The 20,198-nt window shown below is 65.0% G+C and carries 23 protein-coding genes; 12 read left to right on the top strand and 11 right to left on the bottom strand.

The window, feature by feature from the left end:
* Positions 1–18: 18 nt before the first annotated feature.
* The 4 genes from CH294_RS26720 to CH294_RS26705 all read left to right on the top strand — a co-directional run bounded on the left by CH294_RS26720 (position 19) and on the right by CH294_RS26705 (position 3,286).
* Entirely contained in the window at positions 19–879 is an 861-nt protein-coding gene (locus tag CH294_RS26720; RefSeq protein WP_094739376.1) for an extradiol ring-cleavage dioxygenase, read from the top strand.
* Positions 876–1,241, top strand: coding sequence for a hypothetical protein (locus tag CH294_RS26715; protein WP_094739375.1), 366 nt, complete (start codon positions 876–878; stop codon positions 1,239–1,241). The genes CH294_RS26720 and CH294_RS26715 overlap by 4 nt, the downstream gene beginning before the upstream one ends.
* 124 nt (positions 1,242–1,365) lie before the next feature.
* Positions 1,366–1,956: a 3-isopropylmalate dehydratase small subunit gene (leuD, locus tag CH294_RS26710; protein ID WP_094739374.1), complete on the top strand. Its 591-nt coding sequence runs from the start codon at positions 1,366–1,368 to the stop codon at positions 1,954–1,956.
* 19 nt (positions 1,957–1,975) lie between these two features.
* The gene (locus CH294_RS26705) at positions 1,976–3,286 is read left to right on the top strand and encodes a helix-turn-helix domain-containing protein (RefSeq protein ID WP_094739373.1); all 1,311 of its coding nucleotides are present in this window, start codon (positions 1,976–1,978) and stop codon (positions 3,284–3,286) included.
* Positions 3,287–3,356: 70 nt separating this feature from the next.
* Here CH294_RS26705 and CH294_RS26700 read toward each other — a convergent pair whose 3' ends face one another.
* Entirely contained in the window at positions 3,357–4,571 is a 1,215-nt protein-coding gene (locus tag CH294_RS26700; RefSeq protein WP_094739372.1) for an acyl-CoA dehydrogenase family protein, read from the bottom strand.
* Positions 4,572–4,839: 268 nt separating this feature from the next.
* Here CH294_RS26700 and CH294_RS26695 point away from each other — a divergent pair, with 268 nt between their 5' ends.
* Both CH294_RS26695 and CH294_RS26690 read left to right on the top strand, forming a co-directional pair.
* Positions 4,840–5,385 (top strand): flavin reductase family protein, encoded by a 546-nt coding sequence (locus CH294_RS26695; RefSeq protein WP_170944873.1) that lies wholly within the window; start codon positions 4,840–4,842, stop codon positions 5,383–5,385.
* The gene (locus tag CH294_RS26690; protein ID WP_170944872.1) at positions 5,382–5,789 is read left to right on the top strand and encodes a nuclear transport factor 2 family protein; all 408 of its coding nucleotides are present in this window, start codon (positions 5,382–5,384) and stop codon (positions 5,787–5,789) included. The genes CH294_RS26695 and CH294_RS26690 overlap by 4 nt, the downstream gene beginning before the upstream one ends.
* Positions 5,790–5,889: 100 nt before the next feature.
* On the opposite strand, the gene CH294_RS26685 is transcribed toward CH294_RS26690, so the two are convergent.
* On the bottom strand, positions 5,890–7,122 hold the full coding sequence (locus CH294_RS26685) for an IS110 family transposase (RefSeq protein ID WP_094739400.1): 1,233 nt from the start codon (positions 7,120–7,122) through the stop codon (positions 5,890–5,892).
* Between the two features lie 770 nt (positions 7,123–7,892).
* Here CH294_RS26685 and CH294_RS26680 point away from each other — a divergent pair.
* Positions 7,893–8,327 (top strand): DUF6153 family protein, encoded by a 435-nt coding sequence (locus tag CH294_RS26680; protein ID WP_094626844.1) that lies wholly within the window; start codon positions 7,893–7,895, stop codon positions 8,325–8,327.
* 85 nt (positions 8,328–8,412) lie between these two features.
* Positions 8,413–9,039 carry a DUF305 domain-containing protein gene (locus CH294_RS26675; protein WP_094626845.1) on the top strand — a complete coding sequence of 209 codons (627 nt, stop codon included), beginning with the start codon at positions 8,413–8,415 and terminating at the stop codon, positions 9,037–9,039.
* Between the two features lie 106 nt (positions 9,040–9,145).
* Here the strand turns inward: CH294_RS26675 and CH294_RS26670 are convergent, their stop codons facing one another.
* From CH294_RS26670 to CH294_RS26650, 5 genes are all read right to left on the bottom strand, one after another.
* Complete coding sequence (locus tag CH294_RS26670; protein WP_094739369.1) at positions 9,146–11,329, bottom strand: heavy metal translocating P-type ATPase; 2,184 nt, start codon at positions 11,327–11,329, stop codon at positions 9,146–9,148.
* Between the two features lie 34 nt (positions 11,330–11,363).
* The gene (locus tag CH294_RS26665) at positions 11,364–11,594 is read right to left on the bottom strand and encodes a heavy-metal-associated domain-containing protein (RefSeq protein WP_027494143.1); all 231 of its coding nucleotides are present in this window, start codon (positions 11,592–11,594) and stop codon (positions 11,364–11,366) included.
* 156 nt (positions 11,595–11,750) lie between these two features.
* Entirely contained in the window at positions 11,751–12,683 is a 933-nt protein-coding gene (locus CH294_RS26660; protein ID WP_141216334.1) for a hypothetical protein, read from the bottom strand.
* Complete coding sequence (locus tag CH294_RS26655; protein WP_170944871.1) at positions 12,683–13,015, bottom strand: helix-turn-helix transcriptional regulator; 333 nt, start codon at positions 13,013–13,015, stop codon at positions 12,683–12,685. Before CH294_RS26655 ends, CH294_RS26660 begins: the two co-directional genes overlap by 1 nt.
* A 3-nt stretch (positions 13,016–13,018) precedes the next feature.
* A complete protein-coding gene (locus tag CH294_RS26650; RefSeq protein WP_212709835.1) occupies positions 13,019–14,176 on the bottom strand; it encodes a site-specific integrase in 1,158 nt (385 codons plus the stop codon).
* A 100-nt stretch (positions 14,177–14,276) separates the two neighbouring features.
* Here CH294_RS26650 and ligD point away from each other — a divergent pair, with 100 nt between their 5' ends.
* The 3 genes from ligD (at position 14,277) to CH294_RS27660 (ending at position 15,806) form a co-directional block, all read left to right on the top strand.
* Positions 14,277–15,203 (top strand): non-homologous end-joining DNA ligase, encoded by a 927-nt coding sequence (ligD, locus tag CH294_RS26645; protein ID WP_048320467.1) that lies wholly within the window; start codon positions 14,277–14,279, stop codon positions 15,201–15,203.
* An 87-nt stretch (positions 15,204–15,290) separates the two neighbouring features.
* A complete protein-coding gene (locus tag CH294_RS26640; protein WP_037174614.1) occupies positions 15,291–15,659 on the top strand; it encodes an Lsr2 family protein in 369 nt (122 codons plus the stop codon).
* 6 nt (positions 15,660–15,665) lie between these two features.
* Complete coding sequence (locus tag CH294_RS27660) at positions 15,666–15,806, top strand: hypothetical protein (protein WP_170944870.1); 141 nt, start codon at positions 15,666–15,668, stop codon at positions 15,804–15,806.
* Positions 15,807–15,846: 40 nt separating this feature from the next.
* Here the strand turns inward: CH294_RS27660 and CH294_RS26635 are convergent, their stop codons facing one another.
* The gene (locus CH294_RS26635) at positions 15,847–17,571 is read right to left on the bottom strand and encodes a ParB N-terminal domain-containing protein (RefSeq protein ID WP_094739368.1); all 1,725 of its coding nucleotides are present in this window, start codon (positions 17,569–17,571) and stop codon (positions 15,847–15,849) included.
* Between the two features lie 99 nt (positions 17,572–17,670).
* Complete coding sequence (locus CH294_RS26630) at positions 17,671–17,958, bottom strand: hypothetical protein (RefSeq protein ID WP_094739367.1); 288 nt, start codon at positions 17,956–17,958, stop codon at positions 17,671–17,673.
* A gap of 532 nt (positions 17,959–18,490) precedes the next feature.
* On the opposite strand from CH294_RS26630, the gene CH294_RS26625 reads away from it, so the two are divergent.
* Complete coding sequence (locus CH294_RS26625) at positions 18,491–19,270, top strand: hypothetical protein (RefSeq protein ID WP_125833447.1); 780 nt, start codon at positions 18,491–18,493, stop codon at positions 19,268–19,270.
* 389 nt (positions 19,271–19,659) lie between these two features.
* Here CH294_RS26625 and CH294_RS27655 read toward each other — a convergent pair whose 3' ends face one another.
* Together CH294_RS27655 and CH294_RS26615 are read right to left on the bottom strand one after the other, a co-directional pair.
* Complete coding sequence (locus CH294_RS27655) at positions 19,660–19,824, bottom strand: hypothetical protein (RefSeq protein WP_155288773.1); 165 nt, start codon at positions 19,822–19,824, stop codon at positions 19,660–19,662.
* The gene (locus CH294_RS26615) at positions 19,821–20,150 is read right to left on the bottom strand and encodes a hypothetical protein (protein WP_094739366.1); all 330 of its coding nucleotides are present in this window, start codon (positions 20,148–20,150) and stop codon (positions 19,821–19,823) included. The genes CH294_RS27655 and CH294_RS26615 overlap by 4 nt, the downstream gene beginning before the upstream one ends.
* Between the last annotated feature and the right edge of the window lie 48 nt (positions 20,151–20,198).

Genomic DNA, 20,198 nt, shown 5'->3' with positions numbered 1-20,198 from the left:
ACCGAGGAGACTCTTTTCATGGCGACACTGGCGGCAGTGCTCGGCACTACCCATCACCCGTTCTATTACAAAGCCACCACCGGCCCGGTGGAGGAACAGCCCCCGTTCGCGGCGGAGTGGAAGCGAAAGGTCGAGGCCTACCGCGAGACGCTCACCGCGGCGAAGCCGGACATCCTGGTGATGGTCGGAGCCGACCACTTCCACCAGTTCTTCCTCGACAACTACCCGACCTTCCTCATCGGGAAAGCGCCGCGCTACGACGCCACCTTCTACAACGAAGAACGCGAATTCGGCATCCCGAAATACGTTCTCGAAGGCCACGAAGAGCTCTCCGGTTTCCTGCTCCAAGGGCTGATGGACCGCGGTTTCGACTTCTCGTTCAGCAACGAACTCAAGATCGACCACTCGATCATCTGCCCGATCATCACCACTCGCCCCGAGGCCGACCTGCCGGTGGTGCCGATCTACACCAACATCTTCGCCCCGCCGCTCCCGTCGCCGAAACGGTTCTGGGATCTCGGCCGCGCGATCCGCGAGGTCATCGACGAGTACCCCTCCGATCAGCGCATCGCGGCCATCGGCAGTGGGCATCTTTCCCTCGAACTCGGCGGACCACGTCAATTCGGTGAACACGGACCCGACCCGGAATTCGACGCCAACGCCATCCGCTGGCTCTCCGAAGGCAACATCGAGGCCATCTTGGAAAACGTCACCCTCGAGACCCTCGCAGGCCACGGCAACGCCACCCACGGTTTCATGGATCTGATCTTGATGATGGGCATCGCCGGACCCGAAAAGGCCGCGTACGTAGACAATTTCGATCTCTATCACACGATGGAGGCCTACTTCACCTGGTACCCGAACGGAGATCCGGCATGAGCAAGTACTACGTCGACAAGTTCCTGTTCACCGTCGACCGCGACCCCGACTACCTCGACGCCTACGCCAAGGACCCGAAAGAGTTCGTCGGCCGCTGGGAGGAAGAAATCGGACCCAAACTCTCCGACAGTGAACGCACCACCGTCAACGAGCTCACCGACGAAGAGCGCGAGGCTCTGATCAACCACGACTACGTGGCACTGTTCGAGATGGGCGCACACTTCTTCCTCAACCTCACGCTGTTCATCGCGATCTACGACGAAACCTGGGCACTCGAGAAGGGCCCACTGTCCTTCCAACGCGAATTCGGCGCTCAGCTCCAGCACTGGCTCGGCAAACCGTATCCCTCGGTCGCGACCTGAGTGCAGATCTTCTACTGGCCGACCGATCGGCCGAGTAGAACAGCCGGGACCGGGGTGACCGTACGCGCGTGCCGCCCCGGTCCCGGCAACCCAACCCCGCGCCGCACCGGAGGTGCACCCACCCATGCAGGCCTTCACCACCGTCACCGGAATCGCTGTCCCCCTGCGGCGTAGCGGAGTCGACACCGATCAGATCTGCCCTTCGGAATACATGAAGCGCGTCACCCGCACCGGCTACGACGACGCACTGTTCGCGACCTGGCGGGCCGACCCGGACTTCATTCTGAACCGACCACCGTTCGACACCGGACAGATCCTGGTGACCGGACCCGACTTCGGAATCGGATCCTCCCGCGAACACGCAGTGTGGGCGTTGTGGGACTTCGGCTTTCGCGTCGTCGTATCGTCGCGGTTCGCCGACATCTTCCGATCCAACGCCGGCAAAGCCGGCCTGCTCGCCGCCGAGGTCACCGAACCCGACCTCGAACTGCTGTGGAAACACATCGACTCCCACCCCGGTGAGAACATGACCGTCGACCTGCACACCTGCACCATCACCGCCGGCACCCTGACCGTGCCGTTCGGAATCGATCCCACCACCCGCAGAAAGCTCCTCGCCGGACTCGACGACATCGCCTCGACGCTCCAATACGACGACGACATCGCCGACTTCGAGCGTCGACGACCATCCCGAATGCCCCGCACCACCGCATGACCATCGAGCTGGTGCCGCGGTGACCGGCACACCCGAAGTGGCCGGGTCGGGGTGGCTCCGCAACCTGGTGCCCACCGACCCGCAGACCCCCGCGCCTGCCAGTACCGCGGCCACCATCGCCGATGCCGCAGAGCGGATCGGCGGCGGTCCGGTCGCGTGGGCCTGCGAGGTGGGTTCGGCGATGGCGACCACCATCGTCGAGGAGATTCCCGAGATCGGCGGCGGAGCCGAACAAGTCGACACGCTGCGGATGGGGACCGAATCCTCCGCCATCCGCGCACTGCTGCGGATCGCCGAACTCGACGACGCCATGCCCGCCATCACCGACGAAGCGCTGCGCGGGGACCGTGAATTCGTCCGCCGCGGTGTCGCACTCGACCGAGTGCTGCGCGGTGTTCGCCTCGGTCATGCAGCCCTCTCCCGCGCCTTCATGGCCGCCTGTGCCCGCTATGTCGACGCCGAGCAGCGCGTGCCGCAGATGCAGCGCATCTCCGAGCTTCTCTTCACATACATCGACGAATTCTCCGGGGCCATGGCCACCGAGTACGTCGCCGAACGCGATCGATGGATGGCCAGCGCCGCGGCCACCCGCGCCGAAGCGGTGCGCGCGATCCTCGCCGGCGAGCTCGACGACCCGGCCGCGGCCAGCGCGGCACTGGATTACGACGTCAGCGTCGAGCACATCGCGCTGACCCTGTGGTTCGAGCCGGCCCGCCGCAAAGCCGACACGACCGATCTGCACGCTGCCGCCCACGACGCGCTCACCGCCGCCGGTGCCACGCAGCGGCTCGTGCTTCCCGTCGGTGCCGCGAACGTCTGGGCCTGGGGCGGGCGCCGCCGCTTCCCGGCTCTCCCCCTCGTCGACCACCAGCCCTCCACCCGGGACATTCGCGTAGCAGTCGGTGCCCGCGGAACCGGGTTGGCAGGATTCGAGCGGTCTCACCGCGAGGCGGCCATGGCCGAACGCTCGGCCCGCATGGCGCAGCGACCGACGCCGCTCACCTCCTACACCGAGGTTGCCGTACCGGCGATGTTGACCGAAAACATAGACGCGGCAAGTGTTTTCGTCGCCCGGGAACTCGGACCACTGGCCGAACGGACACCGCATGCAGCGGACCTACGGAGCACGGTGCTGCAGTATCTCGCCGACGAATCCAGTCCCCACGCGGCAGCGCGAATCCTGCACGTCTCCCGCAACACCGTCGCGTACCGGGTCAAACGTGCATCCGAGCTCCTCGGGTACGACGTTGCCGATCGCCGGTACCCGCTGCACACCGCTCTGGTCCTGGTCGATACATACGGCAATCGTGTTCTGCCGCCACAGAACTGAACCTGGTCTCCACGCGCCTGTGGGCCGGCGTTCTCGCCGGCCCACAGTAGAATCGTTCAGTGCTCGAGCGTCAGATCAGCGGCGTGACCTGCTCTGCCACTCCCAACAGCGCACGGCCGTACGCTTCGGCTGCGATCGCGGGATTGACAACGGCGTGCCGCGAGCCGGTCTCGAGGTCGCGCCACATCCGCTGTAGGGGAGAGACTTCGGCGAAGCTACCCGCGCCTTGGACGGTCAGCAGTAGATCCATCGCTTCGCGGGCACGGGTGGCGACCACGCCGACATCCATGCGCACTCGTGCCCGGTTGCCGAAGTCCATGTAGTCGGGTGATGCTGCTGCGGTGTCGATGTCGGCGGCCGCGCGGAAGCAGTGCAACATCGCGGTGTCCACCAGCGAGGCCGCGTTCGCCATGTTGATCTGAGTCGATCCGGCGTCGACGGACTTCTCGTAGAACGTGTACGAGATTCCCCGGCCCTTCGCCAGCGAGGCCTTCACCGTCTCGAGCGCGCCCTGGGCGAGTCCGAGTTGCGGGCCGACCAACACCAGGGCGAGCACCGGTACGAACGCAGACCGGTACAGCGCTTCGTCCTTGTGCTCGGTCGGGTACGACCCGTCGATTGCGGCGGTAACGGACAGAATGCGGTGCGCCGGCACGAACACATCGTTCGCGATGATCGTGTTGCTGCCCGTTCCCCGCATACCCGCCACGTACCAGGTGTCCTCGATCGTCAACTCGCTCATGGGGATCAGCGCCATGCCCTGGTCGATCTGTGTGCCGGTCTCGTCGACCACGGGCACGCCCAGCATGGCCCACTGCGAGTGCAGCGACCCGGAAGCGAAACCCCACTTGCCGGTCACACGCAGACCACCCTCGACGGCCACCGCGGTCGAGTTCGGGGCGACGACACCGCAGATGCGTGCATCGGGGTTGTCGTCGAACACATCTCGCTGCGCCTGATCCGGGTACAGCCCGATCAGCCAGCCGCACACGTTGATCAGCGTGGCCGCCCACGCTGTGGAGCCGCATGCCTGTCCCAGCGTCGAGGTGACCTCGAGGAATGTCTTGAAGTCTGCCTCGTGCCCGCCCAACCGCTTCGGAACGGAGATTTTGAACAGCCCGGCAGCGGCGAGGGCATCGATGTTCTCCTGCGCGACCCGGCGATCGTCCTCGGTGCGTGCGGCGTTCGAGCGGAGGAGGTCGAGCAACTCTGCCGCTCGTGCCGGCAACTCGACCGAGGGATCGGTCACGGTGTCGGAAACGGGGCGGTCGGCGGTGATGGTCATAGGTGGTCCCTTCCAAGGTTTCGCACTGATGCGGCGTAGGTCACATAGTTCAAGTGATCGATGCCGTCGTTCTCGTGCTGAGCCACCAAAGCCGCTGACGCCGGTTGTGCGTGCAGCGCAGCGGTCGCTCCTAAGTGCGCGATCTGCACTAAGTGACCCGGATCACTGCGGCAGTCGGCGCAAGAAGCACCCCCACCGACTGGTGTCCACTTCGGAGGCAGCGCCTCACGGGCGCTTCCCTGATCCGTCGATCCGAAAGTCTCCCCACATGGAAACGAACACCCAGGTGCGTACCGAGCTGGACCCGTCGCGTCTACGACGTGCTCTCGGCCGCGTTCCGACCTCGGTCGCAGTGGTGACCGCACTCGTCGGCGGGCAGCCTGTCGGCATGACCGTGGGGTCGTTGACCTCGGTCTCGTCCGATCCCCCCATGGTCGGGTTCTTCGCTGCCGCGGGCTCGCATACCTTCTCGATCCTGCGGCAAGCGCGCCACCTGTGCGTGAACGTTCTGTCCGAGTCACAGGGCGATGTCTGCTACGGCTTCGCTTCACGCACGGGAGCGAAGTTCGAGTGCGGGGACTGGGACACCGAGTCCGGTTCAGCACCGAGGTCGGCAGCGGCCAGTGCATGGATCGACTGCGCGCCGCAGTCGGTATTCGAGGCCGGCGATCACGTCGGGATGCTCGCCAATGTCACTGCAGTCGAATACTGCGATCAGCGTCCCCTGGTGTTCTACCGAGGGAAGCTCGCACGGCTGCATCCCAGTGTCACCCACCACCCGGCCACGACCCGGCTCGACTGGTGGTCGCTGTGAACGCGCTGCGGCCAGCGGACGCGCGGCACGAAGTCGAGAACCTTCTGGGACGTTATGCCGAGGCGGCAGACGGACGCGACGCCGACACCGTCGCCAGCCTGTTGGGCAGAGCCGTACTTTCTTTTGCCGGAACCGATGTCGTCGGCCGCGACGCCATCAGGACGCATTACGCCCGGTTGTTCGTATCCGCACCGCTCAGTCGGCACTTGATCACCAACGTCATCACCGAAACCGACAGCGGTGACGACGGCGTCAGATTCCGGTGCCGATACACCCGATGGCAGATCGAACCGACAGCGGAATTACTCGCAATAGGCGACTACACCGGGACATGCGCGACAGGCGACTCATGTTCGTATATAACCTCATTCGCCGTCAATCGATCCTGGCAGAAGGCACTGTGAACTGACATTTGCGTACCCATGAGCGACTTCCGCGCGGCCCAACGCGAGGCGCGCCCCGTAGATGTCAGGTGCGTGGCCTCTCGACTTGCACCCGGCCGCGTTAAGCCGCGTCGACTCGGTCTTGATCGCGGCTTTCGCTCGGGCCCAGATTCGCCATCGGCTGGTAGTGGGTGTTCGAGCGGAGCATCGCGTGGAGAACATCGATGCGGCGGCGGGCCAAACAGATAAGTGCCGATCGGTGGTTCTTACCTTCGGCTCGTTTGCGGTCGTAGTACGCCCGCGAGACGGGGTCCTTCAGCGCGGCGAACGCCGAAAGATACATCGCGCGCTTGAGTCTGGCATTACCACTGTGTTGTCGGTGCTCGCCCTTGATCGAGGTACCGGAACGGTGTGTCCGCGGCGCGACCCCGGCGTAGACCGCGAGGGACCCTCCATCGCGGAATCGGCCGATGTCGGTGATCTCGACAAGCATCGTCACCCCGGTACGGACCCCGACACCGGGCAGCGAGGACAGAATAGGGCCTGCCGGGTGCACGGTCAGGGCCTGCTCGAAGTGCGCGGCCAGGTCTCGGCGGGCAACGCGCACGTCGAGAAGCTGCCCGGCGAGGTGTTTGATGACGACATCGGCTTGTGCGGTACCGGGCACGCTCACGGTCTGTTCGGCGAGTGCTGTGAGGATGCTGTCGACGATCTTTTTCCACAGCCGTGGAGCGAGAACCTCTGCTTGCGACTCGATGTCGCGCCGTGATGCGGCAGAGAAGCCCACCGGTCCGCCGAATTTTGCGAGCAGTCCAGGTCCGATCGGGCGATGCATCTGCGCGCCGATGGCGCGTTCGAGCGCGGGGTGAACCGACAGCAGGACCGAGCGCAGGCGGTTGATCAGCCGGTTCTCGTCGACGGCAAGATCTGCGTCGAAGCCAGCCAACATGCGTAGACCTTCGACGAGGTCGTTGTTCTCACCGATCGGCAACAGCGTGTCCGGGAGCGTGCGGGCAGCGTCAGCGATGATGAAGGCGTCTTTGGCATCGGTCTTTCCGTTGCCGGGATACAGGTCGGCTATACGTCGCATCCGCAGTCCCGGCAGGTAGGCGACGTCGATGCCACAGTCGCGGGCTACCGCCACAGGAAGTGCGCCAATGTTGCGTGGTTGGTCAACGATGACCAGCACCTTCCCGTGACGGCTCAAATCGGCGAACAGTCGCCGCATGCTCGCTTCATCCTGGTGTACGTCGGTCCCCGCGAGTCGTTCCCCGTCTCGGTTCAGCGCGACCGCATAGTGGCTGGCCTTACCGACGTCTATACCGCAGAACACCTGGTAGCTAGTGTTGTCCAACTTCACTGCCGCCCTCCGGGTTGAGGTGGTCGTGACACCGTTCCCGTCACCCACGTTATGCAGACCCGTCGTTGCAGCCATGCCTCTATCAGCGGTGAATCGGTGCCTACCGATCCGGCGGCATCACTCGCCGAGACCTGAAGTCGGCCGGTGGCCTGTAAGCCATACCGGATCGGTCGACCGGCCCCCACTGGTCAGGGGTTGGGAAGAAGATAACGGGTGGCCTGTCAACCCCGAAGAGCGGAGCCTGCGGAGCGTGGGTTGACTGGTCGGGGTCCCCGGCATGTCAGACTCGGGCGACTCGTACGACCAAATTGGTGACCCATATGGGGCGGCCCCGGAGGGGACGTGCGACCGCCTGCGGTCGGCTTTCGATGGTTCGCCGATCCCCTACGCGGGCATCCGTCGTCGATGCCCCCGAATCCGTTGTCTCCGATGCTCGCCACTCCTGGGCCGCTCCCGTCCGGACCGGCCTGGGTGTGGGAATGGAAGTGGGACGTAACTGCGCGGGTTCGCAGAAACCTGCGGACTATAGCGTCGTAACCCGCGTGTGCGTAGAGCATTAACCCCTGCGGGACAACCGCATTCGCAGGCCGGGCAACCACCGGACGATCTCTTGCGCTACGCCGCCGCATCGACGACGGACAATGGGTCGTCGACCTTCGGGCGCGGACCGTCTCGACACCACGAAAGTCTGACAAAATGCATCGAAGACCGAAGCGCAGAGACGAATGTACCCCCAGGGGGTATCTCTTGGTATCGTCGAGGGCATGCACTCTGTGAGCCGGCGCGGTCGACGGGGCCCAGCTCCGATGGTCGGTTTGCTGATTGCACTGACGGTGTTCGGTGTGCTGTTGATGCATTCGGTGACACCGATGTCGATGCCTGTGACCGGCTCGATGTCCATGTCCATGTCGATGAGCGGCGGCCATGCCTCGATGGCAGCGCCGTCCCGCATGGCCAACTCGGTGTCGGTTCCGGTGATGACCGGGGAGCACGACTGCCCGTCGGCACACCAGATGATGCACCCCTGTGTGGGCACGACAGCGTCGTGGCCCGCGCTGACGGTCCCGGCGACGAGCGCAGCCATCGACCCGGTACCGATGCTGGTCAACCGGATCGTTGGGCGCACCGACTCCGCGTGGGGGCGTGCGCCGCCGTGGACGTTGTGGGAGTTGGACAGATCGGTGACCTTGCGAGTGTGACAGGAAGCCCGACAGACGCGTGTCTGTCGGCGGATCGAACGACATCGAATCCTCTGTACTACTCACTCTTGCAAGGAGTTTCCTCATGCGTACCAAAGTCATTGCCTCGATCGCTGCTGCTGCCGCGAGCGCGTTCCTCGTCGTCGGCTGTAGCGACAACGGGGCCGATTCGTCGATGGATGGCCATTCGATGGGATCGATGTCCTCGACGCCGGCATCGTCCGCGCCGGCGGGTTCGACGGCGCAGTTCAACGATGCCGACGTGATGTTCGCGCAGATGATGTACCCGCACCACGCGCAAGCAGTCGAGATGGCCGACATGGCCGAAGGCCGCACCGACAACACGGAGGTCCTGTCACTGGCATCGGCGATCGCATCCGCGCAACAGCCCGAGATGGACCAGATGACGGCGTGGCTGGCCGAGTGGGGTAAGCCCGCGCCCTCGGCTGACATGAGTCAGATGGGCGGGATGGACCACAGCTCCGGCAGCGGCATGATGACCGCTCAGGACATGGACGCGTTGATGGCAGCGTCGGGACCGGAATTCGACCGCCAGTGGTTGACGATGATGATCGCCCACCACACCGGTGCCATCGAGATGGCGAACACCGAAATCGCGGACGGTTCCAATCCTGACGCCCTGGAGATGGCACGCGCCATCGTCGCCACTCAGCAGCAGGAAATCGAGACCATGCAGCGGCTGCTCGGCTGACCCGGCCCGCTATACACAACGATGGCCGCATCCTCTCCGGCGGAGAGGGTGCGGCCATCAGCGCTTCGCAGTCGTCAGGGCTGCGTTTCCGGTACGAGATCAGCTCTCACAGTGACGGTGTGCGCTGCGACGGAGAATTGGAACTCCCCTCGTTCACCGCTCCGGTGATGGTGTCGGGCGCGAGGTCGAGTCGCCGAAGCAGCTGCGCGTTCGCGGCGACGATGATCGTCGACAGCGACATCAGGATCGCGCCGATCGACATGGGCAGCACGAACCCGACCGGTGCGAGCACCCCTGCCGCGAGCGGGACAGAGATCAGGTTGTATCCCGCTGCCCACCAGAGGTTTTGCTTCATCTTCCGGTACGAGGCGCGCGAGAGTTCGATCACCGACAACACCGACCTCGGATCGTCGCTGGCGAGGATCACCCCTGCCGACGCGATAGCGACGTCGGTGCCGGCCCCGATCGCGATACCGACATCGGCCTGTGCCAACGCTGGGGCGTCGTTGACTCCGTCGCCGACCATCGCCACCGTGCGTCCTTCACTCTGCAGTTCAGCGACGTTGTGGGACTTGTCTTCCGGTTTCACCCCGGCGAAGTAGCGGTCCACACCGAGCTCGGTGGCGACGGACTTCGCGACGGCATCGGCATCACCGGTGATCATCACCACCGCGACTCCGCGGGCGTGGAGCGCGTCGATTGCCGTGCGTGATTCGGGCCGGATCTCATCGGCGAGCGCAAGGGCACCGATCACGGCACCGTCGGCGAGGACGTGCAGGATGATCGCCCCGTCGCCCCGCCACCGGTCGGCGACAGCAAGTTCGGATCCGTGTTCCTGCTCGAGCAGCGCGGGCCCGCCGACCTGCACGCGGGTGCCGTCGACGTCCGCAGAGACCCCGACGGCGGGAGACGACTGGAAGTCTGCTGCAGCCGGGACGGTCAGGTTCCGCGCGCGTGCGGCCGCAACGATGGCCCGTGCGAGTGGGTGCTCTGAGTCGGCTTCTGCGGCAGCAGCCAAAGCGAGGACATTGTCGGCGGTGCGCCCGTTCGTCACCTCGATTGCGGTGACGGTGGGTTCACCCTTGGTGAGGGTCCCGGTCTTGTCGAAGAGCACGGTGTCCACCGTGCGCATGGTTTCGAGTGCGAGCCGGTCCTTGACCAGAACCCCGCCGCGGGCGGCACGTTCGGTGGCGATGGAGACCACCAGCGGGATCGCGAGTCCGAGTGCGTGCGGGCAGGCGATGACCAACACGGTGATGGTGCGGATGACGGCGTCGTCGGGCATCCCGAATAGCGTCCACACCAACGCGGTGATGATCGCAGATCCGAGAGCGAACCAGAACAGCCAGCCGGCGGCGGTGTCGGCGATGCGCTGAGCGCGCGAGGTCGAGTTCTGGGCGTCGGCGACCAGGCGGCCGATGCCGGCGAGGGCGGTGTCCTCCCCTACTGCGGTGACCTTGATGCGGAGACCGGAGTCGGTGGCGACAGTGCCGGCGACGACTTGGTCGCCGTCGCTGCGGCGGACGGTGCGTGATTCGCCGGTGATCATCGATTCGTCCATGCTCGCCGATCCGGAGACGATGGTGCCGTCGGCCGGTACGCGGCCGCCGGGGCGCACGACGACGACATCACCGAGCTGCAGCTCGGACGGGGGCACCGGCACCACATCGTCGCCGTCGACGCGTTCGGCGGTGTCCGGAAGCAGCGCCGCCAACGAGTCCAGAGCGGAGGTGGTCTGCGCGAGGGATCGCATTTCGATCCAGTGCCCGAGCAGCATGATCACGATCAGCAGGGCCAGTTCCCACCAGAAGTCGAGCTGATGATCGAGCAGGCCGAGGCTTGCTCCCATCGACGCGACGAATGCGACGGTGATCGCGAGGGCGATGAGCAGCATCATTCCCGGTGCACGTGAACGGATTTCGCTGACTGCTCCGGAGAGGAACGGGGAACCGCCCCAGGCATACATCACCGTTCCGAGCACCGGGGAGACCCAGGCGATCCACGATGAGTCGGGCAGTGAGTATCCGAGGAGCATCGCGAACATGTTCGAGGCAACGATCACCGGAAGGGCGAGGACCAGCATGATCCAGAACAGACGACGGAACATGCCGACGTGGTCCCCATGACCGGCGTGGCCACCGTGACCGGTATGGCCTTCGTGACCGGTATGGCCTTCGTGTTCCTTCTCGCCATGGCCGGAGTGGGCTGCGCTGTGTTCGGATGCATCGTGGCCCGGCAGCGTGCCCGCTGTCTCGGCTCCGCCAGCGTCGGCATGTGTGTGGTTGTTCATCGCGGGAAATCCTTCTCTCCACCAGGTTCAGCGGTTACGCGGTGCGCGAATCTTTGGGTTGCGGTTCGACTGTGTATCCAGCCTCGCGGACAGCTGCGATGACACCGGCGTGGTCGGGCACGTCAGCACTTGTCACCGTCAGAGTTCCCGCAGCTGCAGATGCCTCGACCGTGTCGACTCCTGCAACGGTGCTTACTTCCTCCCGGACTGCCGCTTCGCAGTGACCGCAGGTCATGCCCGTGACTTTGTAAACCGTGGTGATCATGTCGCGCTCCTCTGGCTGCTTAGATACCCCCTGGGGGTATCTCGATGACATGTCGACCATACCCCCTCCCCGTATGTTTCGGAAGGCCGTTGGCTGCGTCGAGTGGCTTACGAACCTGCGGCGAAGACCAGTCCGTTGGCCGAACTTCGGATCGAGTCATGGTGCGGTGGGGTCTACGTCGAATCGGCCTGGGTGCGCAGTCCTGACATAGCGGACCGCAGTGGTGGTGCCGATACCGAACACGGTCATCAGGGCAACTGGGTCGCCACTGTGGGCGGCCTCGTCGAGGATGCGATCGACACGCAGTTCGCGGGCGGTGATGCCGAGGTCACGGAATGGCCGGGTGATGTAGTGGCGACTGCCCGGCAGTGCGGTAGGCGCAGTTATCCGGGTGATCAGCAAGTACGGATTCGTGCTGGTCGGCCACCGCAGCTGACGGTAGATCAGCCAGTCGCGGAGCACCTCAGCGGTGAACTCGTCCAACCAGAACGTGTGGCGGGTGTGCGTACGGGTGACGGTTGCTCGTCCTGCCGAACGGTCGAGATGGTCGAGTCGGAAGCCGATGACCTCTTCGATCGTCAGCGCGTGGACCGCGACGAGCGCCAGAATCACCCGGTCATCGGGCCTGCTCAGCTGATCGAACAGCCCATGCACGCGGTCGGACGGCAACGGTCTGAGGATCCTGCGGCTGTACCGACCAGCGACCTCTCGGGCAGGGTCGGCGAAGATGCGACGTTCGCGTTTGAGTCCGCGGAAGAGCGACCTCAGGGCCGTGTGCACGTTGTGTCTCGACTGCCCTGAGTGACGGCTCAGCGCGCGCTCGATGTCGACAGTTTCGACAGATCGCAGGCTTTGGTGTGTCTCAGCCCATTCGTGCAAGACCGGTTGCGCGAAATTGAGATAGAGGGCAATGGTCACTTCCGTGAGCGGTCTGGACTTACGTCGACCGCGGCCGCCGAGCGCAGTGACCCACGCCTGCACGTCGTCGCGGAACTGCGCGGGTGTTTGCTCGATCATCCGTATGGTGCGCTCGGTGTGCCGGGCGGCATTGCTTGCCGCCACCCCATCGGCAGGGTTTCGTTCCGACATCAGTTGGGAGGTGGGACGCGGCGGGCTCCGCGCTTCCTGGTCCCGGTAGCGGGTGCGGCCGGGCCCGACCGATCACCGATTGCGCGTGCTGGAGCTGCGTCGAGATCCACGCTGTGAACGAATTCCGCCAGCATCAGATCACCGACAGTGCAGTTCAACGCCGCACAGATCTTGTCCAGGTCATCGAGACGGATCGTGACCGGCGCCGAGGACCACAGGGCCGCAGTCTTGCTCAGTGACGGGTGGAAGTCGACCTGCTCGAATGCTTTGAGTAGCTGCGTCGGACGCCAGATGTCGCGTTGCGCCGCGACCATGCGCAGGTTCCATTTCATCTTCTAATTCTCCGTACTCAAGCGCCGCACGGCGCGTTGTGTCGACTCGATGACAGACCGTTCCGGGTCGGCTCCGGCCGACGCCAAATAGCCCACAGTGGTGCTCGCCCATTCGTGGCCGAGCATCTTCTGCACATCCCACAAGGGCATGCCTTGTTGGTAGTTGTGGGTGGCGCAGGCGTGACGCAGCAGATGGGGGTAGAGCTCGCGCACCGGGCCGTTCAGATGAAGGTGCGACGCAGCTTTAAGATTGCGGCGGAAAGTCGAGGGCTGAATCGCGGGTGCAACGGCGAGGTTGAGCGCCGCGACGGCGGTCGGCAAGCGTTCCGATGGCCACAACGGTGCGCCCGCGTCAGTCGGGTCGTCGCTGAACTCGCCCCGGATCTGTTCGAGATACCACCACAGCAGCTCTCTCCCCTCTTCGAAGAGAAACGCTTGCCGTTCGCGTGGACCTGATCCGCGAGCGCCCTTACCCACGACGACGAAGCGGCCCCACTGTCCCGCTTCCCAATGAATGTCGCCGATCCTCACCGCACACAGCTCCGACGCGCGCGCACCGGACAGGTACGCAATCTTCGCCATGGTGTAGTCGCGCGCGCTCACGTGGTACTTGCGTGAGCGCGGCAGGGCCTCTCTCCACTCGGCGAAGAACGCTGTCATCGCTCGTCGAGTGGGAGGAATCCGCAGCGCGAAATCACCTCTGTGTCTCGGCCGGTTGAACGGGTCGACCGGTGACTCGACACCGACACCGAACGCTCGGAGCAGCTCGCCGGCGTAGCGGTGCTCGAGGAATCGGTAGTAGTTGTCAATCTGAACTGACTTCTTGCGGATGGTTGCGTGACTGCGCTTACCGGGACCGGCAAAGTACTGATCGAACTGCTTCTGGGTCAATCGCCATGGCACACAATCGAAGTAATCGCATATCTCGATCACGGGATACATGATTCTCTGCAACGTCGCCGGGCTCAGACCCGCCACATCTCTGGCCCATCCGTATTCGACCAGCGTGTTACGGAAAAAGTCGTGTTCGTCGTCCCCCGACGCCGACGCCAGCCGCTGCAGCGATTCGACGTCCGCAAGTTCCCCGCTGCCGACCCGCGCGGCACTCGATGCGCCGTCGGCAGCGATACGTCGCTGCCGACGAGTAGCGAAATCTGACACGAACAGTGAACTTATGCGAGGAACTCGCAGAATTCACGAGTAACTGATGAAATTTGAGCGACCACGGAATGAAGAAGAATCGTTGCTCTGACCAGGGAACTTGGGCTTACACCGGTTCCTGGCAGCCGATCGAACCCGTGCGGACTCCAGTGGCCAACGCGGGGTCAGCGTTGTCGACGGCACATCGCGGGTGAAGCTGTTCTCGCGCAACGGAAACGACATCTCCGCCTCGTTCCCGGACGTGGCGGCGGCGTTGGCGGACACAACGGCGGGTCGATCGGTGACCCTGGACGGCGAGTTGGTGGCACTGGATTCGGGCGGTCGGCCCGATTTCGGGCTGCTGCAACGCCGAATGCATGTCGCGCGGCCGTCGGCGGCGTTGTTGCGGTCGACCCCGGTGACGTATTTCGTGTTCGATGTCCTCGACGTCGACGGCGAATCGGTCCGGACGCTGCCCTACACGCAGCGCCGTGCGCTGCTCGAGGGCCTCGGCGTGGCCGACGGGCGTCGGGTACAGGTGCCGCCGACCATGACGGGAATCGACGGGGAGACGTTGATGGGCATTGCCGCCGACAACGGCATCGAGGGGGTCGTGGCGAAGAAAGCGGAGTCGGTGTACCGATCGGGGATCCGGTCGCCGTCGTGGATCAAGGTACCTATCCGGAACACACGCGAAGGCGTGATCTGCGGATGGGTTCCAACGGGCGGGCGAGCCGGTGGGACACTGGCGGCTCTGCTCCTCGGAGCGTACGACGAGGCGGGCGAGTTGGTCTACATCGGCCGTGTAGGAACGGGTTTCACCGATCAGATGCGCCGAGAGCTGCGGAGCGCGCTCACCGAGCGCACCCGTACCGGCAGTGCGCTGCACGGTCCGGTTCCGCGCACCGACGCAGTCGGAGTGTCCTGGGTGACACCGGAATTGGTGGCGACCGTGGAATACCGCGAACAATCGGCAACGGGACGTTTACGGCATCCCGCATTCAAAGGAATCCGATCCGACATCGCACCCCATGATGTCGTGACATGAAAGGGTGCAGCTCATCGCCACATTCGTTGGTTACGCTGGCCGGTAACCGAGTCCCTGACATTGCGTGTGATCGAAAGGTTTCCGGCTGTGGCCAAACGAGTGACAACCCAATTGGTGGACGATATCGACGGGTCGGTCATCGACGACGAATCCGGCGAGACCATCGAATTCGCGGTCAACGGCGTCGAGTACGTGATCGACCTGAAAGCGAAGAACGCCACCGAGTTTCACAGGAAGCTCGACTACTACATCGAGCATTCCACTCGGGTCGGTGGCCGCAAGCGTAAGCCCTCCCCCGCCGGCGCGACGACGCCCGCTAAAACCGGGACACCGGCCACCCGTGACCCGGCGCAGACACGCGCGATCCGGCAGTGGGCCGCCGACGAGGGTTACGAGATCAGCGATCGCGGCCGCATCCCGGCCGCCATCGAAGAGGCCTACAACGCCGCGCACTGACCTCTCGTGAGCCGCCTGGCCGTCGTGGGCAGTGCGGTGGTGGGGCGTCGAGCGGGGGAGCTCGAGGGCGGCGGCAGCCCCCTCGACCCGGGCCGGGGACGCTTCCCCACCTGCGCTGTGGGGCCGATACTGTCCGGCGATGGATGAGGGGTGGCGGGCACCGAATGTGCCCGCCACCCCTACTCCGTTACTGGTCGGCGGCGTTGTCCTCACTGGGCGCGGTGAGGGCGTCGTACGCCTGCTCGGGGGTGAGCATTCCGGCTGCGGCCTGCTCGACCACGGTCAGCACGTGGCCGTGCTGGTCGAGGAAGCCCAGGTAGTTGTCCTGGTTACCCCAGGACGTACGACGCCAGGAGTCGTTGCCCTTGCCGCTCACTCGTGCTTCGTAGGCGGCGAGGATCTGCGCGAGCAGGATCACCTGCGCGCGGGTCTCGCTGGGCGTCTTGTCGATCGTGGCGGCGAGCGCTCGCCGCGCGGCCTTGTCCGCGACACCGGGGTACCCGGCGCTGGGGCTGGTGTCGACAGGCACGGTGACACCGAGCAGCTCCGTGAGGTACTGCGGCGCTTTGTTCTCGGTCAACAGTCCCGGCTCGTCGACGAGGGTTTCGGTGATCCACTTCCCTGCCCCCTTCGGCAGGGTCTTGCGGGTGAGGAACTTCGTCAGCCATTCCTTGCGGACGATCGTCGCGGCGGCGCTGGCCTTGTTCAGTGCGACGGTGCGCCGCCGAGTGGCCTTCTCGGCTTCCTTCTCCGCGAGCGCTGCCTGCGCTGCTTTCTTCTCGCGTGCCTTCCTCTCGGCTGCGGCCTGGTCGTCGGCCTCGTCGGGTTCGCTCGACGCTGCGGCGAGGATCGGCCCCAGTTTCACACCGGCCGCGTCGGGGTCGGCGGTGAAGTACTCCGGCACCCACACCTGGGCGACGGTGACGTCCTTGTGGTGGTGGTAGCCCTCTGCGGCGACGGCTTTCGGGGCTCCTTCGGTCGCCCAGTCGATCGACTCGGACTCGATCACCTCGCCGCTGGCGGTGAGGGTGATCTGCTCATCGGCAGTCAGCCACACCGCCCAGTGCTCGGCCGCGCCGTCGATGACGGCGTCGGTGACCGGCTCTCCGTCTGCGGTCACCAAGTCCTCAGCGGCGACGTAGGGGCTGTCGTAGTCGGGCTCGTCTACGAGGACGGTCACACCTTTCTCGGCATACGGGGTACCGGCTTCGGCGCGGGCCTTGCGTTCGGCGCGGTCCGCGATCAGCTCCTGCGCCACAGAGTGGAACCACGACCCGGCGTCGAGCAGCCTCTCGACGGCCTCGGTGTCGCCGTCGGCGTCGAACACGGCCACGATCGCGGCCTGCTCGAGGTCGAGCTGCCCGGCGTCGAGCGCCTCGCGAGCTGTTTGCGAGCGACCCGCTGTCCCTGCGGCTTTGGCGGTGTCCCGGTTGTCGTACTGCATCGTCTTGGCGATCTTGGTAGCCGACAGACCCAGCTCGAACATCGCGGTCACGGCCTTCGCGCGTTGACCGTCGGTGAGCGCGATGCGGCGGTCGTTGGTGTTCACCTGCTGCGTGAGGCGTTCGATTTCGCGGTCCTTGGCCTTGCTCGCAGTCGGCCGGATCAGCACCGGCACACTGTCGACCCCGGCTTCGAGAGCGGCGAGGGTGCGGACCTGGCCGTCGATGACGACGATGCGGTCCTCGTCGCGGCGCGCGAGGATCGGCAGGAGCACACCGTGTTCGGTGATGGAGGCGACGACGGCGCGGAACTCGTCCGAATCGGTGTCGACCTCGTCGCGGACGTTGGGGCCGACTTCGAGGGCGGTGGGGTGCAGGCGGGCGAACTCCTCGCCCGCCCCCACGACCGGCGTGGTGCCGGTCGTGGGGGCTTCGGTTGCGGCGGTGGTGGTTTCGATGCTTGCGGTCATGGTGGTGTCTCTCCCTGGTAGATTCTTCGGTTGGAGACACCGGGCAGTTAGGAGCTGTCCGGTGTTTTCTTGTTTTCCGGGCCTGTACGGGCCTGGGGGTTATTGCTGAGCGGTGGCTGCCTGGTGGTGGCCTGCCTGGCGTGCGGCGTGGATTTCGGCCTCACTGGCTCCGTTTTCGCGGGCGGTGCATGCCCAGAACGCGGCCCGCTCGAGGTGCGCATCGACGGTGGTCGAATTCGCATCCTCAGCAGCTCGGTTGACCTGCTCGGTGTAGGCGGTGACCTGCGCGAGTGCGTGGGTCTTGACCTGCGCCGGTACCTGACCGATCGCGGCCATGATCGCCGTGTGCAGTCCCACCGTCCTCGGTCCTGTGATGGTGTCGTGCATGACCTGACGTCCCTTCTCAACTGGTGGCCGGACCCTGTTGCCCTGCCACGTTTTTTCGCCGTTTCTGGCGTGAGGAGAGAAACCAGCGCACGGGAACAACGGGGCAACCCCTCGGCCGGACAGTTTTCGTGGGAGCGCAGCGACTACGGGACGAAAAGTGTTCGGAGCCTTGGCCGTAGCGCAGCGGAGCGAGGGGTTGAGGCGGCGGGCACGGGTGATGGATGCTCGCCGGTAGCCAGAACCGCAGTGAAAAAACGTCTTTGCTCTTCCACGGTGCGGAGCGCAGCGGAGCTCGATTCAGGGGACGCCCGCAGGGTGGCCGGCACCGCCGACAGGCGGAATGCACGACTACCGGTCGACGCCGGCGGCGTGGCCACCTCCACCTGTGGAAATCGCGGCGTGATTGTGCGGGAGCGACGGAGGCCGGCCCCGCTCGGTGTCGCGGCAGCACTGGGCTGAATTCGGTGGTCAGCGGCGCGGAATGTTGACAGACCAACATGGGCGATGTCGGGGCAAGGCATGATGCCGAGTCATGAAGTGGGTTCGTGGTGTGGCGCTGATGTTCGGTGGCCCTGTTGTGTTGATCGTGGGAGGAACTGTGTGGGGTCCGTTGATGGAGTGGGATTTGACTCAGCCGCAGGCGACGTTGATCGCGGGGTTGGTCGCTGGGCCGTTTCTGATCACTGCGGCCTATATCGCGTTTCATGGTCAGCGGGAGAACATGAGGACCGAGCGGGCAAAGTTCAACGAGCAGATTAAGGTTCAGAAGGAGCAGGCGCGGGATGAGTTGCAGCTCAAGCGTGATCAGTGGGTGGCGGAGCAGCGTCTGGTAAATGCACGGAACGTGCGCGATCGGGACAGTGCATTGTTTGCCCGGATGCTGGCGTTCTATGCGGAGTTCGCCCGTGCTGTGGGGCGGACCAAGAGAGCAATACCGCGACCCGCGGTTGTCGATCCGGAGGGTAGTTGGGCTTTGGTCGACTCGTATCTGGTCGATGTCATAGCGGCGAGCAACAGCGAGAACAACTTCTTGTCTGAGTTGCGTCTTGCTGGCTACGACCCGACTCGAATGCCGCTGAGCCCAGTCCACGGGGCGATGAGACTGGCTCGGGAAAAGCTTGAGCAGGCAGTTCGAATGCGGCTGCAGGGCGCGGCACTACGTAATTTTGCGGATTCTGCGATCAGCGAATTCGATACCGCATTCAACGATCTGACGGCGAGGGCTGTCGCGGCTCTCGACGATCGCGATAGGGCCGTCGAGGTTCTCGCGGACGCATTGGAGTCAGTGGACCGGCCTACAGGTGGTGCTTGATCGACCCCGATCGGCTGGCTCATTGCGTGCTTGGTCGATTGTTTGCAGGGCGGTGAGGACGATTGCTCGGGCCGCCTGTTCGGCGATTTCGGCGGGTAGTGGTGGTCCGTCGATGGTTCGGATTCGCATGGCTTCGAGTGTGGCATCGGGTACCGACAGATTGTGTTGCGCTGCAACGGGTTGAAGTCCGAACCGCACGTGCACGGGCGGCCTGTCTGCGCTGCGGGTCGGGGTGTAGCAGTGCGGAGCGCAGCGGAGTTCGATTCGGTTGGACGCCCGCAGGGTGGCCCGATCCTGCTCCCTCACGTTTTCCTGATCCCAGGCAATGGAGAAGGCCCGCACCCGGTGTCGGGGTGCGGGCCTTTCGGTCTGCAGGCTGTGGGCCTGTGTCAGGGCTGTTCGGCTGGTGGGGTGGTCGGGCGCCCTTCGGCGGCGTCGCGGATCCACTGGGGTACCTCGAGGCCGTCGCGTTCGTACAGTGCGACCGATGCCCGTGCTGCGGCCCGTGCGACCTGTGGTCGGGCTGCGGTGGTGCGCTTCTCGGTGGTGGTCATCGTGGGTCCTCCTGCTCGTTCTGGTTGTCAGTGTCCTCGGTTTGTGCCGGTGACGCCAGTGCTCGCCACAATGCCCGGGTCGCGACGGCGCGCAGGACGTCTCGTTCGGTTCGGGTGATGAGCGGCGAGTCGGTCACCGGTGTGTAGATGTCCCAGCCCAGTGCGGCTTCGGCTTCGTTGTCGCTGGTGGTGCGTTCGAGGCACCAGGTGATCCGTTGCCAGGCTTGGGCGCGTTTGTCGGCGACGGTGCGTTGGCGGACGGTCAGGGCGACGCCGACGACGGCGAGGACGCCGACGAACAGGGTGACCCAGGCTTGAGCGGGCATCAGGGGCGTTCCTTCCAGGTGGTGCGAGGTTGGTTGCCCCGGTGCCGT

Origin of the sequence: Rhodococcus sp. 14-2483-1-1 (genome assembly GCF_002259335.1) — a bacterium.
In the GTDB taxonomy this organism is placed as follows: domain Bacteria; phylum Actinomycetota; class Actinomycetes; order Mycobacteriales; family Mycobacteriaceae; genus Rhodococcoides.
Note: the sequence above shows the minus strand (reverse complement) of the source record. Positions and strands in the feature narration are given on the sequence as shown.

Excerpts from the sequence above, each read along its gene's own strand:
- CH294_RS26695 (WP_170944873.1), top strand. The coding sequence starts at position 4,840 with ATGGAAACGAACACCCAGGTGCGTACCGAGCTGGACCCGTCGCGTCTA.
- CH294_RS26700 (WP_094739372.1), bottom strand. The coding sequence starts at position 4,571 with ATGACCATCACCGCCGACCGCCCCGTTTCCGACACCGTGACCGATCCC.
- CH294_RS26720 (WP_094739376.1), top strand. The coding sequence starts at position 19 with ATGGCGACACTGGCGGCAGTGCTCGGCACTACCCATCACCCGTTCTAT.
- CH294_RS26635 (WP_094739368.1), bottom strand. The coding sequence starts at position 17,571 with ATGACCGCAAGCATCGAAACCACCACCGCCGCAACCGAAGCCCCCACG.
- CH294_RS26670 (WP_094739369.1), bottom strand. The coding sequence starts at position 11,329 with ATGAACAACCACACACATGCCGACGCTGGCGGAGCCGAGACAGCGGGC.
- CH294_RS26660 (WP_141216334.1), bottom strand. The coding sequence starts at position 12,683 with ATGTCGGAACGAAACCCTGCCGATGGGGTGGCGGCAAGCAATGCCGCC.
- CH294_RS26655 (WP_170944871.1), bottom strand. The coding sequence starts at position 13,015 with ATGAAATGGAACCTGCGCATGGTCGCGGCGCAACGCGACATCTGGCGT.
- CH294_RS26680 (WP_094626844.1), top strand. The coding sequence starts at position 7,893 with ATGCACTCTGTGAGCCGGCGCGGTCGACGGGGCCCAGCTCCGATGGTC.
- CH294_RS26630 (WP_094739367.1), bottom strand. The coding sequence starts at position 17,958 with ATGCACGACACCATCACAGGACCGAGGACGGTGGGACTGCACACGGCG.
- CH294_RS27655 (WP_155288773.1), bottom strand. The coding sequence starts at position 19,824 with ATGACCACCACCGAGAAGCGCACCACCGCAGCCCGACCACAGGTCGCA.
- CH294_RS26675 (WP_094626845.1), top strand. The coding sequence starts at position 8,413 with ATGCGTACCAAAGTCATTGCCTCGATCGCTGCTGCTGCCGCGAGCGCG.
- leuD (WP_094739374.1), top strand. The coding sequence starts at position 1,366 with ATGCAGGCCTTCACCACCGTCACCGGAATCGCTGTCCCCCTGCGGCGT.
- CH294_RS26615 (WP_094739366.1), bottom strand. The coding sequence starts at position 20,150 with ATGCCCGCTCAAGCCTGGGTCACCCTGTTCGTCGGCGTCCTCGCCGTC.
- CH294_RS26665 (WP_027494143.1), bottom strand. The coding sequence starts at position 11,594 with ATGATCACCACGGTTTACAAAGTCACGGGCATGACCTGCGGTCACTGC.
- CH294_RS26715 (WP_094739375.1), top strand. The coding sequence starts at position 876 with ATGAGCAAGTACTACGTCGACAAGTTCCTGTTCACCGTCGACCGCGAC.
- CH294_RS26625 (WP_125833447.1), top strand. The coding sequence starts at position 18,491 with ATGAAGTGGGTTCGTGGTGTGGCGCTGATGTTCGGTGGCCCTGTTGTG.